We start from the raw sequence: 17,532 nt of genomic DNA, 5'->3' as shown, positions 1-17,532 counted from the left end.
GTACCCTCTCCCTTCACGCGACGGAGGCCAGCGCGGCCCGGCGGGCCGTGGTGGCGGCGACGTCGACGGCCAGCGTGTCGTCCTCGGCGCGGCCGGTGGTGACGAGGCCATAGACCGCGTCGGCGCGGGCGGCGGTGATCCAGCCCTCGCGCAGATCGTGCAGCACGCGGGCGGGATCGCGCTCCAGCGGCGAGCCGTAGCCGCCGCCGCCGGAGGAGTAGGAGACGATCATCTCACCCGCATTGAGTTCGGCGCCGTAGCAGGCCGGCAGTTCGGTGAGGCTGCCATCCAGCCCGCGCTTGCGGGCCTTGGTCTTGCCGCCGGCGCCGCCGCCGCGCGTGCCGAGTGCCGGGGTGATGGTGCCGTCGGCGGTGTAGAGCACCTTCATCGCGCAGTCGTCGATCGGGCCGAACTCGGCCAGCATGGACGGCGCGCCGCGGAAGGTACCGGCACCCTCGGTATCGGGCACCAGCCGGCGGCCGGCGATGAACACCGGGTGGTGCAGCTCGTCCACCTCGATGCAGTCGAGATGGCACATGCCGGCATTGCCGACATGGATGATCGACAGGAAGCCGTCGGTCACCGGGGTGCCGGCGCCGCCGGTCACGCCGATATGCACCTGGTTGACGAAGGGCTCGTTGTCGTGGCGCGGGTCGCGCCCGGAGATGACGCCCATGCCGGGCGGCATGATCGGCCCGGTCTCGGCCATGCCGTAGCCCGGCGCGATCTCGGCAAGCGCGCGCTGCACCGGGTTGGCGACGCGGTCGGCGAGATTGGTGGTCGCCACCGAGCAGGAGGCCGGATGCTGCGGGATGCCGACGCAGCAATTCTTGCGGATGCGGATGTCCAGCCGGCGGAAGCTGCCGGCGTTCACCGGCACGGTGTGGTCGATCAGGCTGTTGAAGATCGCCACCATGGCGGCGCTCATCGAGGTACCCTCGGTGAGGTTGAGGCCGCAGGGCTGGCAGTCCGGGTTGTCGGTGAGGTCGACGCGGATCATGCCGGCCTCGCTGTCGATCTCCACCGCCGCCTTCACCGGGATGCCGTCGGGAATGCCGGGGAAGGGGTCGTGGGCGGTCGTTACCAGCCGCTTGCCGGAGGGCAGCTTGCAGATGGCGTCAGCCATCTTGCGTTCGGAATAGTCGAACCAGCTTTCGGCATAGTCCTCCAGCTCGTCCCAGCCGAAGCTCTTGCCGAGTTCCAGTATCTCGCGCTCGCCGATGCGCACCGAGCCCAGCGTGGCGAGGTAGTCGCCCCACCACTGTTCCGGCACGCGGATGCGGGCGCGGCACATGCGGATCAGGTCCTCATTGTCCTGGTAGTCGGACTGGATCTTCGCCGCCGAGAAGATTAGCGCGCCTTCCTCGAACACGTCGGCGACGTCGCCGAGATAGGTCGAGGGCCGGGAATTGCCGCAATCGGCCTGGTGCGCCTTGGCGAGCACGAAGAAGCGCAGGATGCCGTCCTCGTCGATCACCGGCACGATCAGGCAATGGTCGGCGGCGTGCGAGTTGCCCTCATAGGGGCTGTTGTGCAGGAAGCAGTCGCCCCGGCGCAGCTTCGGATGATACTTCATCACGTAGCGGCACATGATGTCCGGCCCGGTCAGCGTGTGGCTGGGCAGGCTCTCCGCCGCCGCCAGCAGGCGGCAATCGGCGGTGAGGATCACGCAGGAGAAGTCGTGCGCGGTGTTCAGGATGCCCGAGCGGGCGGTCCGGAACAGGGTGTTCTGCATCTTGCGGGCGATGCTCTCGAAGCGGCTGGCGAGGATCGCCGTCTTCACGCCGTCGGTGCGGCGGATGCTGACGTTCACGTTCATCCGGCTGCCCCTTAGAAGGTGATCTTCAGGCCGCCGCCATCGGTGCGCAGCGCATGCGTACCGGGGTCGACGACGACGGTGGTGAAGGAGGATTCGATGATGGCGGGGCCGGTGACGGGCGCGTTCGGCGGCATGCTCTCGAAGCGCACCACCTGGGCGTTGGTCCAGCCGGTCTGGGTGAAATAGATCGGCCGCTTGTCGATCTGCGCCGCCACCTCCTGCGCCGGCAGCCGTCCGGTGCCGCCCTCGCGGATCTTGCAGGCCACCTTGGCGCGCCAGGTCACGAACTCGATGTCGGAATCCGGGTCGGTGATCTCGAAGATCATCTTGTGGGTGGCGTGGAACGCCTCCTTCAGCGCCTCGAGGTCGGCCTCGTCCTTGACGCGGCTGAGGCCCATCGGCACCTCGATCTCCCAGATCTGGTGCATGTAGCGCGCCTCGACCGAAAACTCGGTCGTCACCTTCAGCGCCCCGGCGCCGGGGCCTTCGGCGAACGCCTTGCAGCGCGCCTCCAGCTCGGCGAGCACGGCGTTCACCTGATCATAGGCGAAGCGCCGGCTGGTGGTGTAGTGCATCTGGGCGTAGTCGGAGGAGATGTCCGACATCAGCGCCCCGGCCGCCGACAGCACCGAGCCGGCTTCGGGGATCAGCACCCCGGCGCAGCCGAGCCGCCGCCCCACCGCCACCGCGTTCAGCCCCGCCGCGCCGCCACCGCCGATCAGCACGGCGTTGGAGGGGTCGATGCCCTGGTTGATGGTGATCTCGTCGATGGCGCCGACCATCTTCTCGGTCGCCAGCGTCAGCACCGAGGCGGCGGCTTCCTCGACGCTGAGGCCGAGCCGGTCGGCGATCTTTTCTTTCAGCACCTTCCGGGCCGCCTCGCGGTCGAGCACCATGGTGCCGCCGAGGAAGAAGTCGGGGTCGATATAGCCGAGGATGATCGAGCAGTCGGTGACGGTCGGCTCGGTGCCGCCCTTGCCATAGGCCACCGGGCCGGGGGTGGAGCCGGCGCTCTGCGGGCCGACCCGCAGCAGCCCGCCATCGTCGACCCAGGCGATCGAGCCGCCGCCGGCGCCGATGCTCTTCACGTCGACGGAGGGGAAGCCGGTCATGTGGCCGCGGAAGCGCTGGCCGATCCAGGTCTCGCGGGTCCACGGAATGCGGCCGTCGCGCACCAGGCTGACGTCGTAGGTGGTGCCGCCGGTATCGGCGACGATGGCCTCGGCATGATCGAAGTCGCGGTCGGTGTAGAAGCGGCCGGCGATCGGTGCCATGGCCGGGCCGGAATTGATCGAGTGGATCGGCGCGCGCGCCACCGCCTCGGCGTCCATGATGCCGCCGCCGGAGGTCACCATCAGCGTGCGGCCGGCAAAGCCCGCCTCGCGCAGACGTCGCGTCAGGCTGTCGAGATAGTCGAACATCAGCGGCTTCAGCGAGGCGTCGATGGCGGTCGCCGACGCCCGGCGATATTCGCGCAGCGTCGGGTTGAGCGCGTGCGACAGCGTGAAGGGCACGCCCGGCAGGTGCTCGGCGAGCAGCTCGCCCATCCGCTTCTCATGTTCGGCATTCACGATCGACCACAGGAAGCAGACGGCCACCGCCTCCACTTTCAGCGTCTTCAGCTTCTCGATCACCTTGAGCGCGGCCGCCTCGTCCAGCGGCGTGCGGACGTTGCCGGTGGCCTCGATGCGCTCGGGGATCTCGAAGGTGAGCCGGCGCGGCACATAGGGCTCGGGATAGGGAACGGTGAAGTTGAACGGCTCGATGCGCCCGCCCTCGCGGATCACCAGCACGTCGGGATGGCCCTCGGTGGTGAGGAAGGCGGTGCGCGCGGTGTTGCCGGTCAGGATGGCGTTGATCGCGCGGGTGGTGCCGTGGATGAACATGTCGGCGCGGGCGAGGAAGTCCGTGCGGTCCTCGCCGAAGTGCTCGGCGGCCAGCGTCAGGGCGTTGAGGACGCCGCGCACCGGATCGTCCGGCGTCGTCGACGCCTTGAACAGCCGGATTTCCTCACCGTTCTCCACGACGAGGTCCGTGAAGGTACCTCCTGTATCACACGCCAGACGCATCGCTTTCGACCTCATCTCGTAGTGAATCTTGGGCAAAATCTTCGGCAAAATCGGAATAACTGTGATCACAGTTTTCCCTTGAAATCGAAAGCAACCATCGTGCCATATGGGGCGATGGCGTGGTCGATGCGTCGGGAAATGCGTGGCCGAGATGGGTGCAAGGAGCGGGATGTGAATGCAGCGACAGTGCGTTTCGATGCCGGGGCGAAGCGGCCGCTGATGCAGGGCATCGACCTTGTGGCCGATGTGGTGGCGACCAATATCGGCCCCGCCGGCCGGGCGGTTCTGTCGTCGCGGCTTCATACCCGCCCAGCCCTGCTGCGCGGCGGCTATGCCATTGCGAAGGAGGTCGAATTCGACCAGCCGGGACTGCGGGCCGGCGCGGTCGCCATGCGCCAGCTGGCGGCGGATGTCGACGCGCAGGCGGGCGATGGCACGGCCCGCGCCCTCATCCTCGCCCGCGCGCTGCTGCGGGGCGCAACTCGCCAGCTGCAAACGGGAATTTCAGTTCCCGCCCTGCGCGAGACCCTGCTCGCCCATGGTGCCGTCGTCGCCGGCGAGATCGAAGCGGCCGCGCGCCCGGTCACGGATCCCGCTCTTCTCGATGCCATCGCCGCCCGCGCGGCAGGCGGCGATCGCGACATCGGCCATCTGGTCGCGCAGGCACATGCGCGGGCAGGCGCGGAGGGGGTCGTCACCATCGAGGCCGGGCATGGCGTCGGCGACGAGTTGAGCGTCGAGGCCGGCATGAGCTTCCCGCAGGGCTGGCTGTCGCCGCATTTTCTCACCGATGCCGAGAGCCAGCGCATCGAGCTCGCCAATCCGTTGATCCTGCTGCATCAGGGGCCGATCGACAGCTTCGCCTCGGTGGCGCGGATCCTCGAAATGATCGCGCAATCCGGCAAGCCATTGCTGATCGTCGCCGACAGCTTCGACGGCGAGGCGATGGCGACGCTGATCGCCAATCGGCAGAACGGCCTCAAGGTTGCGCCGATGAAGGCGCCCGGCGCCGGGACGTGGCGGGCACTGCAACTGGAGGACATCGCGGTGGCGACCGGCGCGACCGTCATCGGCGCCGCGCTCGGCACCACGCTGGATGGCCTGCGGCCTGCCATGCTGGGGCGGGCGGAGGCGGTGCGCATGACCCGCCAGGCCACTCACCTCGTCGGTGGCAAGGGCAGCGAAGACGCCATTTCCGCGCGCTGCGAGGCGATCCGCCAGCAGGTCCGCAAGGAGCGCTATCTCGCCTTCGACCGGGAACAGCATCAGGCTCGCCTGGCGCGGTTCGGCGCCGCCATTGCCCGTCTGCGGATCGGCGGCGCCACGGAGACCGAGATCGCCTTCCGCGAGGCGCGCGCCCGCTCCGCCACTGCGGCGTTGCGGGCGAGCGCGGCGGGCGGCGTCGTGCCCGGAGGCGCGGCTGCGCTCATTCATGCCGGACGACGCGGCCGGGCGGCGTTGCCGGCGGGCGAGGCGGGGCGGGCCGTCGGCGCCGTCTTCGCCGCAGCGCTGTCGCAGCCCTTGGCGGCGATTGCCGGCAATGCCGGGCTTGAGGGCGCCTCCATCGCCCGCATGCTGGAGAGTTCCGCGGAAGATCCGGCCTTTGACGTCGAGGCGCGCGCGCTCGTCCCGGGCGATACCGCGCCGGAGCCGGCACGCATCCTGGCGGGCGCCCTGCGCGCGGCGGTGTCCTTCGCCGCGACCTTTCTTGCCGTCGATGTGTCGATCTCGAAATAGGCGGGACCGCCCGGCAACCGGATCCGCCGCCTTCTTCCGCGGCGGAATCCAGCTTGCCGAAATCGGCGGATCGCCGGCGCGCACCTCTCCGCCGTAAGGCCGGCGATCCGACATCCTCCGAGCCTCGAATGCACGAAATTGCCCTTTCGCCCTAGGCAATCGAACAAGATTTAATCATTTCGAATTTCGCTCATGAAATAGCCAGATATCGTCTCATGCCGGTCGATGAGGGCAAAATGCGCTTTTTCGCACATGGCACGATGATTGCGTTGTGATCACAGATTGCGAGGCCCACGCTGTCTGGAGGTCCGGTTCCTTGTCCAGCTCGACGACATTCGCAGATGCCCCTGCCGCCGCCCGGTCGGCACCGCCCATTCTGGAGATCGTCAACGCCGTCCACGCCTATGACGGCGTCGTCGCCCTCGACAATGTCAGCGTCTCGGCGGCGCCCGGCGAGTTCCTCACCATTCTCGGCGAGAGCGGCTCGGGCAAGACGACGCTGCTGCGGCTGATCTCCGGGCTGGAGAAGCCCTATCGCGTCGGCACGCTGAAGCTCGAAGGCGTCGACGTGCGCGAGGTGCCGGCCTTCCAGCGCAACTGCACCACCGTGTTCCAGAACTACGCGCTGTTCCCGCACATGACGGTCGGCGCCAATGTCGAATACGGCCTCAAGGTGCGTGGCGTGCCGCCGAAGGATCGCGAGGCCCGCGCCCGCGAGGCGCTGCGCCTGGTGCAGCTTCAGGAGATGTACGACCGCAAGGTCCACCAGCTGTCCGGCGGCCAGCGCCAGCGCGTGGCGCTCGCCCGCGCTTTGGTGCCGCGCCCGGCGATCCTCCTGCTCGACGAGCCGCTGGGCGCGCTGGACGAGAAGCTGCGCGTCGACATGCAGGTGGAGCTGATGCAGCTGCATAAGCAGCTCGGCATGACCTTCATCTACATCACCCACAGCCAGGAAGAGGCGCTCACCATGAGCGACCGCATCATCCTGATGCGCAAGGGCAAGATCGAGCAGGCCGGCCCGCCGGCGGAGATCTTCGACAGCCCGATCAGCAGCTTCGCCGCCAAATTCATGGGCGTCGACAACTGCTTCGAGGGCGAACTCGTCGCGGTGTCCGATGGCTGGGCCAGCGTCGCGGTGGGCGAGCGCCGCATCGACGGGCGCTGGACCGGCAAGTCCGCCCCGCAGCCGGGCGCCAAGGTGGCGGTCGGCATGCGCGCCGAATGGCTGCAACTCAGCGACGCGCCGCCCGACGCCTCGGGGGAGCATAACGTGCTCGACTGCGTGGCCGAGGCCTCGATCTACAAGGGTAAGTATCTCGACCGAACGGTCAAGACCGCGCTCGGTCCGCTCAAGGCCCGCATCTGGGATGCGGCCTCGTCGGCCCGGCACCCGTCCTTCGTCCGATGGAAGAAGGGCGACTGCATAGTGATGAACGCCTGAAGAGTACTGAACCCGCGAAAAACAACACCCTTCCAGCACGCCTTACCGGCGAAGGAGACCGTAATGACAGACGGCAAGATCGCTAAATCCGACTTCGACATGTCACGTCGCGACTTCCTCAGTACCGTGCTTTCCATGTCGGCGCTCGGCGCCGCCGCCTCGGTGATGCCGGGCATCTCGCAGGAGGCCTGGGCTGCCGGCCAGACGGTCAAGGGCTACGGCGTCACCACCGCCCAGCTCAAAGACTGGTCGATCATGACCAAGTCCACCGGCCTCTCCATCGACTACACGCCGACCAACGCCGATATCGGCGTGTTCATGCGCGACGTCATGGGCAACAATCTCGGGCAGACCCACGACATCTTCATCTTCGACGGCGGTTCGGAGGACATCCTCGGTCCCGAGGGCTTCTTTGCCGAGATCGACGAGAAAAATCCCGAGCTGACGCTGTGGGAGCGCACCCCGGATGCGTGGAAGCGCGCCGCCTATCTGCGCGCCAACGACAAGCAGTATGGCGTGCCGGTGATCGGCAATGGCGACTGCTTCGGCTACTTCGCCGCGGCGATCGACGCCAATCCGAACGGCATGGACGAGATCCCCTGGACCACCTTCTTCGAGGGCGAGAAGGTCAAGGGCCGCGTCGCCATCGACCGCAGCTGGCTGCAATCGATGTCGGAGACGGCGAATTTCCTCAAGCATCACGGCCGGCTCGACGTCGAGGATCCGGCCGACCTGCCGGCCGACAAGGCGCGCGTGGTCGCCGACTATCTGGTCGAGCGCAAGAAGGCCGGGCATTTCCGCACCATCTTCTCGGCCTTCGAGGAGCAGGTGCAGCTGCTCTCCAACAAGGAGGTCGACATGATCAACTGTTGGGAGCCGGCCACCAAGGAAGCCAACAACGCGCTGGGGCCGAACGCCACCATCTACGCCTTCACCGTCGAGGGCTACTATCTCTGGGGCCACGGCGCCAACGTCGCCACCGCCGCCATGCAGCGCGACAACGTCGCCAACATCTACAAGCTGCTCAACTACTTCCTCGGCGGCGAGTACCGCGCCTACCAGGCCAAGGAGCGCGGCTATGCCGGCCCCAACATGGATCTCGGCGTGCAGTACGCCATCGACCATGGCTGGTCGCAGGCCGATATCGACAACCTGAAATGGACCGATGAGAAGGTGAAGCGCAAGTTCCAGAAGCCCTTCTATTGCAAGGTCGTACCGGAGAACGCTGCGGTGATGGAAGAGGAGTGGCAGCGCTTCCTCAACGCCTGACGCGACGCCCGCTCCGGCCGCGCCGGAGCGGGCCCAGCCCGCCTGCAAGTGGTCTCCTAACAAGAGTTCGCTTGCAGGAGCTTGCAGGAGACCGCTTGCCCGTGCCGCGGCGAGGCCGCGCGGCACCCGCCATGGGCAGGCGGGCTTTCCGTCTCCGTCCCGGCCTTGCGACGCTCAGGGAACCCTGCCGATGACCGCGATCCTCGATCATCAAGACGCCGGCCCACAGGATACCGGCACACGCCGGTCGCTCATGAAACGCGTGCTCGACGGGCTGTCGCCGTCGCGGCTGATGGTGCCGGGCTTCCTGCTGTTCTGGTCGCTTCTGGTGATCGTGCCGCTGGTGGTGATCGTGCTGTTCAGCTTCCTTCAGGTGCGCCAGTTCCGTGTCGTCTACGAGCCGACGCTGGCGACCTGGATCTCGCTGATCGATTCCGGCCGCTGGATGGCGGTGGTGCGCACGCTGCGCGTCGCGCTCACCATGACGGTGATCGAGTTCCTGCTCGCTTTTCCCTTCGCGCTGTGGCTCGCCAAGGGCTGCCGCTCGAAGACGGTCAAGGCGGCGGTCATCACCCTGCTGACGATCCCCTTCTTCCTCGACGCTGCCTCGCGCATCATCGTCTGGCGCTCGATCCTCGGCACCACCGGCGCCATCAACACCGCGCTGATGTCGCTCGGGCTGGTCGACCAGCCGGTGGAATGGCTGCTCTATTCCGAGTTCGCCGTGCATTTCGGCCTGCTCGGCACCTATTTCCCGCCGATGGTGTTCCCGATCTTCATGTCGATCGCGCTGATCGACGACGAGTTCATCCAGGCCAGCGGCGATCTCGGCGCCAGCCCGGCGCAGACCCTGTTCAACGTCATCCTGCCGCTGGCGCTGCCCGGCATCGTCGCCGGAATCGTCTTCACTCTGGTGCCGCTGATGGCCGCCTTCGTCGAACCGCAACTGCTCGGCGGCGGCTTCGTCGACCTGCTCGGCAATTCGGTCAATTCGGCGCTGCAGCAGCTGAAATACCCGACGGCGGCGGCGCTCTCGACGCTGGTCGTGCTGCTGCTCGGCCTGTGTCTCGTGGCGCTGATCCGCGTCGTCCACCGGCGGATCGATCTTGCCGCCATGTTCGTCGCCATGCGCCGCTGAGGGAGGCCGATATGTCCGCCACCGCCATGGAAACCTATTCCCGCCGCGCCGTCGCCGCGCCTTCCGCCCGTCGCCGGCTCAGTACTTCGCCGCGCTGGACGACGCTCGCCAAGGGCGCCGGCGTCTTCGCCATCGTCATGATCTACATCCCGCTGGTGTGGCTGGCGGTGATGTCCTTCACCGCCAATCCGCTGGCCGGCATTCCCTATCCGCTGACCTTCCAGAACTACGCCACCCTGTTCGCCGATGCCCGCTGGCGGCCGCCGCTCTACACCAGCCTGTTGATGAGCGCCGGCGTGGCGGTGGTCTGCATGGCGCTGTCGACACTGGTCGGCCGGGCGTTGACCCGCATGGCGCGGCCGGGCGCCTCGCTGCTGCTGGTGCTGATGCCGCTCTTCGTGCCCGGCCTCACCATGGGGGCGGCGCTGTTCATCTTCCTGCGCACCATGCTCAATCTGACGCTGGGCATGTGGTCGATCTTCCTCGCCCAGCTGGTCTGGGCGCTGCCGTTCTGCATCCTTCTGGTGCTGGTGGTGGCCAGCCGCTTCGACCTGCGCCTGCTCGACGCGGCGGAGGATCTCGGCGCCTCGCCCTGGCGGCGCTTCTGGGACATCGAGATGCCGATCCTGCGTCCGGGCATCCTCGGCGCCGGGATTTTCGGCTTCCTGCTGTCGTTCAACGAATTGCCGCGCTCGCTGTTCGTGCGCGGCATCGAGACCACCATGCCGATCTACAACTGGGCCATGGCGGCGTCGCAGCAATCGCAGGTGCCGATCATCTTCTCGCTCACCACCATCCTGCTGGCGGTGACGCTGCCGGTGATGGGCGCGTTCTTCTGGGTGCTGTTCGTGAAGCTCGACAAGAACTGAAGCTCGACAAGAACTGAAGCTCGACAAGAACGGACCCGGCTTCCCCCTCAACGCCTTCCTGTGCCGGCGGTCTCCGCCGGTTCCCTCCCGCCGTCTCGGAAAGTCCCTGACATGCTCGATCTCGATACGTCCGACAGCAATTATTCGCTCGAGGAGATGGACCGCAACAGCCTGTTCCATCCCCTGACCTCGATCGCCCAGCACATGGCGAGCGGCCCGCAGATCATGGGCAGCGCCAAGGGCGTGCGCCTGACCGACCACAAGGGCAAGCCGATCCTCGACTGTTCCGGCGGCCTGTGGTGCGTGAACATCGGCTATGGCCGGCCGGAGATCGCCGAGGCGGCGAAGAAGGCGATCCTCGACCTCAATTACTGGCACCTGTTCGGCTCGGCCTCCAACGAGGCGACCATCCGCCTGTCGGACCGCATCCTCGGCCTGTTCCACGACCATGCCGGCGCCGACCATCTGGCGCGGGTGTTCTATGGCACCTCCGGTTCGGACGCCAACGACACCAATTTCAAGCTGGTCCGCTACTACGCCAATCTGCGCGGCACCCCGGAGAAGAAGAAGGTCATCTCCCGCATGGGCGCCTATCACGGGCTGACCATGGCGGCGGCCAAGCTCACCGGCATCCCGTCCTACCACAAGGCGTGGAGCCTGCCGGAAGGCGAGGTGGTCTACACCGAGTGCCCGCATTACTACCGCTTCGCCGCGCCGGGCGAGAGCGAGGCCGCCTTCTGCGACCGGCTGATCGCCGATCTCGAGGCGCTGATCGCCCGCGAGGGCGCGGACACCATCGGCGCCTTCATCGCCGAGCCGATCATGGGCACCGGCGGCGTGCTCATTCCGCCGGCCGGCTATTTCGAGCGGGTGCAGGCGGTGCTCGACCGCCACGACATCCTCTTGATCGCCGACGAGGTCATCACCGGCTTCGGCCGCACCGGCGAGTGGTTCGCCACCGGCCTCTACAAGCTGAAGCCGGACATCGTGACGCTCGCGAAGGGGCTGACCAGCGCCTATTTCCCGATGTCGGCCTCGGTGATCTCCGAGCGCATGTGGAAGGTGTTCGAGGCCGGCTCGGCGGAATACGGCCCGGTGATGCACGGCTTCACCTATTCCGGCCATCCGGTCGGCGCCGCCATCGCCATGGCCAATCTCGACATCATGGAAGGTGAGGGGCTGATCGGCAACGCCGCCGATACCGGCGCCTATCTGCTCGCCGGCCTGCGCGAGCGCCTGGCGGAGCACCCCTTCGTCGGCGAGGTGCGCGGCGAGGGGCTGATGATCGGCGTCGAGTTCAGCGCCGACCGCGCCACCCGCCGTCCGTTCCAGGCCACCGACGCCGTGCACCGTCTGGTTGCGGGCAAGGCGCAGGAGAGCGGGCTGATGATCCGCGCGCTGCCCTTCATCGAGGTGGTGTCGTTCTCGCCGGCGCTCTGCATCACCAAGGCGGAGTGCGACGAGGCCATCGACCTGTTCGGCAAGACCATGGACGGCCTCACCGCCCAGCTCGCCGAGAAGGCCGGCGCCTAGCTACGTGGCCTGGGAGTTCCGTGATATTGCCGGCGATAAAGACAATATCGCCGGCAATATCTGGGGGGAGTGGCATGGTCGAAGACAGCATCGTGGACCGGCCGGGACTGTCGAGTTCCACGCTTGCGCATCACATCTATCGGGAGCTGGAAAGCCGCATCGTCGACGGCGCCTGGCTTCCCGATACGCGGATCAGCCTGCGCAAGCTCGCCACCCTCCTCAATACCTCCATGCAACCGGTCCGCGAGGCTGTCAGCAAGCTGGTCGCGGATTCGGCGCTGGAGGTCATCCCCGGCCGGGCGGTGCGCGTGCCGCAGCTCTCGCGCGAGCAGGCGGACGAGATCTGGACCATCCGCATGCTGCTGGAAGGCGAGGCGGCGGCGCAGTTCGCCGCCCGCAAATGCCCGGAGGAGGCGCGCCCGCTCTACGGGCACACCGACACGATGCGGGTGCACTATCCCGAGCAGGACCACCTCGCGACGATGAAGGCGATCCGCGGCTGGAACATCGCGCTGGTGCACGGCTCGAAATCGCCGGTGCTGATCGACATGGTGATGCGGCTGCGGCTGCGCTACGCGCCGTTCATCGCCTCCTGCCTCGCCGTCGACCTGCCGCATGATCCGGATTTCGTGAGCTTTACCCTGCACATACAGGACGAACTTGTGATGGCGATCGAAGCCGGCGACGCGACGGCGGCGCGGCATCTGCGCTGCTCCGACCTGCGCTCGTTCCAGCGCTACCTCTACAGCCGCCGAGGATGGCGGTGAACCGACCGGGGCGCCCGGCAGGACGCGCTCCCTCCAACCACAGATGACGGGTCATGACGAAAGAACGTATCGGCTTTATCGGCGTCGGCCTCATGGGCCATGGCATGGCGAAGAACCTCGTCACCAAGGGCTGGCCGCTCACGGTGATGGGCCACCGCAACCGCGCGCCGGTCGAGAACCTCATTTCCCTCGGCGCCACCGAGGCGAAGACCCCGCGCGAGATGGCCGAGACGGTCGACGTGGTCGTGCTGTGCGTCACCGGCTCGCCGCAGGTGCAGGCGCTGTTCGAGGGGCCGGACAGCCTGCGCGCCGCCGGCCGGCCGCTGCTGGTGATCGACTGCTCGACCTCCGACCCCTCGGTGACGCTGAAGCTGGCGGCGTCGCTGGCGGCCGACGGCATCACCCTGATGGACGCCCCGCTCGGGCGCACCCCGGTGGAGGCGGAGGCCGGCACGCTCGACGTGATGGCCGGCGGCAGCGACGAGACCTTCGCCCGCGCCAAGCCGATCCTCGACGCCTTCGCCGGCAAGGTGGTGCATACCGGCCCGCTCGGCTCCGGCCACACCATGAAGCTCATCAACAACTTCCTGTCGATGGGCTACGCGGCGCTCTATGCCGAGGCGCTGATGATCGCCGACAAGACCGGCATCGCCGACAAGACCTTTGACAGCGTCATCCGCGGCGGCCGGATGGATTGCGGCTTCTACCAGACCTTCTCGAAATGGTTCCTCGACAAGGATCCGGAGGCGCACAAGTTCACCCTGAGCAACGCCTTCAAGGACACCACCTATCTGGCGAGCCTCGCCAACGCGCTCGGCACCGGCAACCCGATGGGCGCGGCGGTGCGCAATTCCTTCGGGCTGGCGGTGGGTCTCGGCCATGGCGACGACTATGTGCCGAAGCTGGTCGACATCGTCCGCAAGGCCAATCAGGGCTGACGGTCGCCCCGATCGGCAGTCCCGCTACTCAGCCGCACGCGAGGTCGCTTCTCCCGCGCGGCTGCCGGCCCGCATGGCGCCCGGCGCGTGGCCGATCACCCGCTTGAAGGCCCGGCTGAACGCCGCCTGCGAGCCGTAGCCGAGCCGGTGCGCGGCGTCCTCGATCGAGACGCGGTCGCGGGTGATCCACTGCGCCGCCAGCCGCATGCGCAGCTCGGTGAGGTAGCGCAGCGGCGTCATGCCGGTCACGTCGAGGAAACGCTCGGCGAATACCGAGCGTGACGAGCCCATCTCGGCGGCGAGGTCGGCCACCGTCCAGTCGCGGCCGGGGTCGCGATGCACGGCGGCGATCACCCGGCCGAGGCGCGGGTCGCGCAGCGCCGCCGGCCAGCCGGTCGCCGCGCCGCAGCCGCTCTCCACCCAGGCCCGCACGATGAAGGCCGATACCACTTCGGCAAGCCGCGCGAGGATGCCGGCGAAGCCCGCCCGCTCGCCGCGCGCCTCGCGCTCCATCGCTTCCAGCATCGGCAGCATTTCGGGGTAGCGGCACAGCAGCGTCGAGACCGACATCACCGCCGGCATCACCGCCACCAGCGGCGTGAGGCTGCCGAGCTCGAAGCCCATGCAGCCGCTGAAGATCACCACGTCCTTGCTGCGGCAGACGCCGTCGTCGCACTGCTTGATGTCGCCCACCGCCCGGCACAGCGGCGCGGCGCAGAAGGCGGCGATCTCGCGGCTCGGTACCTCCGGCTCGGAGACGAGGTCGTGCGCGCCGCCATGCGGCAGCAGCACGGCGGAGCCGGCCTCCAGCTTCTGGTCGGGCTCGCCCGGCCGGCGCAGGAACACCGTGCCCTGCGCGACGAAATGGAACTGTGCCCGATCGTCCGCCCCGCCGAAGCCGAGCCCGAAGGGCGGCGAGATCTGAATCCGCCGGTAGTTCAGCCCGACGAGGCGCATACCGACGAGCAGCTCGCTCACCACGTCGAAGGGCGGCGGGGCAGGGAACGGCATCGCAGCATTTTCGGACGAACGATCAAGCATGACGGACAGGCTGGCATATCTCGTCCGGGGAATCCAGCCTAGCCTGCTGCCATGCAACATTCCTCTTCGAAAGGATTCGAGATGAGCGACGCGCTCACGCTTGAAGAAGCCGCCGCGACTCAGGAACAGCCGGCCTGGGCCGCCGTCGGCGCCATGACGCTCGGCGTGTTCGGGCTGGTGACGGCGGAGTTCCTGCCGGCCAGCCTGCTCACGCCGATGGCGGCGGAACTCGGCATCACCGAGGGCGCCGCCGGGCAGGCGGTGACGGCGACCGCGCTGGTGGCGCTGGTCGCCAGCCTGCTGGTCGCCGCCGTGACCCAGAAAATCGACCGCCGGCATCTGCTGATCGGCTTCTCCGTGCTGCTGGTGATCTCCAACCTCTTGGTGGCCTTCGCGCCGAACCTGACCCTGCTGCTGGCCGGGCGGGTGCTGCTCGGCGTCGCCATTGGCGGCTTCTGGGCGATGTCGGCGGCGCTCGCCATGCGGCTGGTGCCGGAAGCGCTGGTGCCGCGCGCGCTGTCGATGATCTTCTCCGGTGTCTCGGCGGCGACCATCTTCGCCGCGCCGGTCGGCAGCTATCTCGGCCACCTCATCGGCTGGCGCGCGGTGTTCCTGCTGGTGGCCGGCCTCGGCGTGCTCACCATCGTCGCGCAGATCGTCACCCTGCCGCGCATGGCGCCGAGCGGTTCGGCCAGCCTGCGCACGCTGGGCGAAGTGTTGCGCCGGCCGGGCATCGCGCTCGGCATGCTGGCGGCGATGCTGGCCTTCGCCGGCCATTTCGCGGTGTTCACCTATATCCGGCCGTTCCTGGAGACGGTGACCGGCGTCGGCATCAACGCCATGTCCGGCATATTGCTCGGCTTCGGCCTCGCCAATTTCGTCGGCACGCTGCTCGCCGGCCCGCTGATCGAGCGCAGCCTGAAGCTGGCGCTGCTGTCGATGCCGCTGCTGATGGGCGCGCTCGGCATCGCGCTCGTCACCCTGCACGGCAACCCGATGGGCCATGCCGGGCTGATCGCGCTGTGGGGCCTGGCCTTCGGAGCGGTGCCGGTCGCCTGGTCGACCTGGCTCACCCGCACCGTGCCCGACCAGGCCGAGACCGCCGGCGGCCTTCTGGTGGCGGCCGTGCAGCTGGCGATCTCGCTGGGTGCCGCCGGTGGCGGATTGGTGTTCGAGATGGACGGCGCGGCCGGGGTGTTCGCCGGCGCCAGCCTGGTGCTGCTCGGCGCCGCGCTCATCGTGCTGCTCGGCGTGCGCACCCGTCGCGCCGCCATCGCGACCTGAAGCAAGACCCGAGGCAGAAACCCTGTTACCCGGCGGCCGGATCCCGGCCGCCGGTCATCTTCAGGCCGGCACGGCGAGCGGCGTGCCGTCGCCGCGTGCCAGCACTTCCATCGGCACGCCGTAGATCGTCTCCAGCCGCGCCGGCGTGACGATCTCGGCCGGCGTGCCGCGAGCGATCAGCCGGCCCTCGCGCAGCGCCAGCAACTCGTCGCAGAAGCGCGCGGCCATGTTGATGTCGTGCAGCACGGCGATGACGCTCAGTTCCTTCACCGCCGACAGCCGCCGCACCAGCGCCAGCACTTCGAGCTGATGGGCGATGTCGAGCGCCGAGGTCGGCTCGTCGAGCAGCAGGCAGTCGGCGTCCTGCGCCACCAGCATCGCCAGCCAGGCCCGCTGCCGCTCGCCGCCGGACAATGTGTCGACCTGCCGGTCGGCGAAGCCTTCCATGCCGGTCAGCTCGATCGCCTCCTCGACCTTGTGCCGGTCGAGGTCGGAGAAGCGGCCGAGCGCGCCGTGCCAGGGATAGCGGCCGAGCGCCACCAGCTCGCGCACCAGCATCCCGGCCGCCGCCGGCGTCGCCTGCGGCAGATAGGCGAGCTTGCGCGCGAAGCCGCGGTCGTTCCATTCGCCGAGCGCCCGCCCGGCAAAGCGCAGCGACCCGGCCGAGGCCGGCTGCTGGCGGGCGAGGATCTTCAGCAGCGTCGACTTGCCCGAGCCGTTATGGCCGATCAGCCCGACGACGCGGCCGGCCGGCAGCGACAGCGTCAGCGGCGCCAGCAGCACCCGTCCGGGCACGGAGAAGCACACGCCGTCGAGGTCGAACAGCGGTACGGCGTCGGAAGCCAGCGGCGTGGCGGAGACCAGAGGCGAGATGAGCGGCGAATTCAAGCGGTGTCCTTCCTGAAGACGGGGCGCCGTCGGCGTGTCATCGCCTCCCGCTTACGCCATCGCCTCGGTCAGCGTCAAACCATCCCGAGTATAGATCATCCGTCGCCAAGGTCATCGTGCCGCCATTGTGGTTTTTGCGGCTTTCAGTTTGTAACGATTACAGAAAAAGCCTTTTCGCGCCGCCGTCCTCATTGCGCACCCCTTTCGGCTTCACGATGTCGCGGGTGGGGGAACGCCCGGCATCCCCCGCCGTTGCCGGTTCGCAACCGAAGACGAGGTGTCCCGTGCAGACGAAGAAGCTTGCCGAGGCGAATGGCCTGCGCACATTCGCGATCATCCTGGAGACCGGCGACGAGGCGATGGCCTCGCTTCAGGCCTTCGCCGCGCGGGAAGGCCTGTTGGCGGCGCATATCTCCGCCATCGGTGCCTTCCGCGAGGCGGTGATCAGCTATTTCGACTGGGAGCGGAAGGCCTATGACAAGATCCCGGTGCGCGAGCAGGTCGAGGTGGCGTCGCTGTCCGGCGACGTCGCGCTCGACCCGCAGGGCAAGCCGGCCATCCATGTGCATGTCGTGCTCGGGCGGCGGGACGGCAGCGCCCTGGCCGGCCATCTCACCGAGGGCCATGTCCGCCCGACGCTGGAGATCATCCTGACCGAGACGCCGGCGCATCTGCACAAGCGCGTCGATGCGGAGAGCGGCCTCGCCCTCATCCGCATCGACCGGCCCGGCTGAGCGCC

At 68.1% G+C, this 17,532-nt stretch carries 14 protein-coding genes; 10 read left to right on the top strand and 4 right to left on the bottom strand.

Annotated elements, in window-relative coordinates; genetic code table 11:
* Positions 1 to 13 precede the first annotated feature (13 nt).
* A complete protein-coding gene (locus KHC28_RS18395; RefSeq protein WP_214009770.1) occupies positions 14 to 1,819 on the bottom strand; it encodes a hydantoinase B/oxoprolinase family protein in 1,806 nt (601 codons plus the stop codon).
* Positions 1,820 to 1,830: 11 nt separating this feature from the next.
* On the bottom strand, positions 1,831 to 3,843 hold the full coding sequence (locus tag KHC28_RS18390; RefSeq protein ID WP_312893250.1) for a hydantoinase/oxoprolinase family protein: 2,013 nt from the start codon (positions 3,841 to 3,843) through the stop codon (positions 1,831 to 1,833).
* On the opposite strand from KHC28_RS18390, the gene groEL reads away from it, so the two are divergent.
* From groEL to KHC28_RS18350, 8 genes are all read left to right on the top strand, one after another.
* Positions 3,745 to 5,625: a chaperonin GroEL gene (gene groEL, locus KHC28_RS18385; RefSeq protein ID WP_312893249.1), complete on the top strand. Its 1,881-nt coding sequence runs from the start codon at positions 3,745 to 3,747 to the stop codon at positions 5,623 to 5,625. The genes KHC28_RS18390 and groEL overlap by 99 nt on opposite strands.
* 316 nt (positions 5,626 to 5,941) lie before the next feature.
* Positions 5,942 to 7,066 (top strand): ABC transporter ATP-binding protein, encoded by a 1,125-nt coding sequence (locus KHC28_RS18380; RefSeq protein ID WP_214009767.1) that lies wholly within the window; start codon positions 5,942 to 5,944, stop codon positions 7,064 to 7,066.
* Between the two features lie 63 nt (positions 7,067 to 7,129).
* Positions 7,130 to 8,335 (top strand): hypothetical protein, encoded by a 1,206-nt coding sequence (locus KHC28_RS18375; RefSeq protein WP_214009766.1) that lies wholly within the window; start codon positions 7,130 to 7,132, stop codon positions 8,333 to 8,335.
* A 253-nt stretch (positions 8,336 to 8,588) separates the two neighbouring features.
* Positions 8,589 to 9,473: an ABC transporter permease gene (locus KHC28_RS18370; RefSeq protein ID WP_214009765.1), complete on the top strand. Its 885-nt coding sequence runs from the start codon at positions 8,589 to 8,591 to the stop codon at positions 9,471 to 9,473.
* An 11-nt stretch (positions 9,474 to 9,484) separates the two neighbouring features.
* The gene (locus KHC28_RS18365; RefSeq protein WP_214009764.1) at positions 9,485 to 10,342 is read left to right on the top strand and encodes an ABC transporter permease; all 858 of its coding nucleotides are present in this window, start codon (positions 9,485 to 9,487) and stop codon (positions 10,340 to 10,342) included.
* 111 nt (positions 10,343 to 10,453) lie between these two features.
* Positions 10,454 to 11,875 carry an aminotransferase gene (locus KHC28_RS18360; RefSeq protein WP_214009763.1) on the top strand — a complete coding sequence of 474 codons (1,422 nt, stop codon included), beginning with the start codon at positions 10,454 to 10,456 and terminating at the stop codon, positions 11,873 to 11,875.
* A 74-nt stretch (positions 11,876 to 11,949) separates the two neighbouring features.
* Entirely contained in the window at positions 11,950 to 12,642 is a 693-nt protein-coding gene (locus KHC28_RS18355) for a GntR family transcriptional regulator (RefSeq protein WP_214009762.1), read from the top strand.
* 53 nt (positions 12,643 to 12,695) lie between these two features.
* Positions 12,696 to 13,580, top strand: coding sequence for an NAD(P)-dependent oxidoreductase (locus KHC28_RS18350; RefSeq protein ID WP_214009761.1), 885 nt, complete (start codon positions 12,696 to 12,698; stop codon positions 13,578 to 13,580).
* A 24-nt stretch (positions 13,581 to 13,604) separates the two neighbouring features.
* Here KHC28_RS18350 and KHC28_RS18345 read toward each other — a convergent pair whose 3' ends face one another.
* On the bottom strand, positions 13,605 to 14,621 hold the full coding sequence (locus KHC28_RS18345; RefSeq protein WP_214009760.1) for an AraC family transcriptional regulator: 1,017 nt from the start codon (positions 14,619 to 14,621) through the stop codon (positions 13,605 to 13,607).
* Positions 14,622 to 14,702: 81 nt separating this feature from the next.
* Here KHC28_RS18345 and KHC28_RS18340 point away from each other — a divergent pair, with 81 nt between their 5' ends.
* Entirely contained in the window at positions 14,703 to 15,905 is a 1,203-nt protein-coding gene (locus KHC28_RS18340) for an MFS transporter (protein ID WP_214009759.1), read from the top strand.
* Positions 15,906 to 15,965: 60 nt separating this feature from the next.
* Here KHC28_RS18340 and KHC28_RS18335 read toward each other — a convergent pair whose 3' ends face one another.
* Positions 15,966 to 16,769, bottom strand: a complete 804-nt coding sequence (locus KHC28_RS18335) for an ATP-binding cassette domain-containing protein (RefSeq protein WP_214009988.1) — start codon at positions 16,767 to 16,769, stop codon at positions 15,966 to 15,968.
* A gap of 308 nt (positions 16,770 to 17,077) precedes the next feature.
* Between KHC28_RS18335 and KHC28_RS18330 the strand changes: the two genes are divergently transcribed.
* Positions 17,078 to 17,527 (top strand): PPC domain-containing DNA-binding protein, encoded by a 450-nt coding sequence (locus KHC28_RS18330; RefSeq protein WP_312893248.1) that lies wholly within the window; start codon positions 17,078 to 17,080, stop codon positions 17,525 to 17,527.
* The last annotated feature ends 5 nt before the right edge of the window (positions 17,528 to 17,532 follow it).

Origin of the sequence: Ancylobacter sonchi (assembly GCF_018390695.1) — a bacterium.
Taxonomy (GTDB): Bacteria; Pseudomonadota; Alphaproteobacteria; order Rhizobiales; family Xanthobacteraceae; genus Ancylobacter; species Ancylobacter sonchi.
Note: the sequence above shows the minus strand (reverse complement) of the source record. Positions and strands in the feature narration are given on the sequence as shown.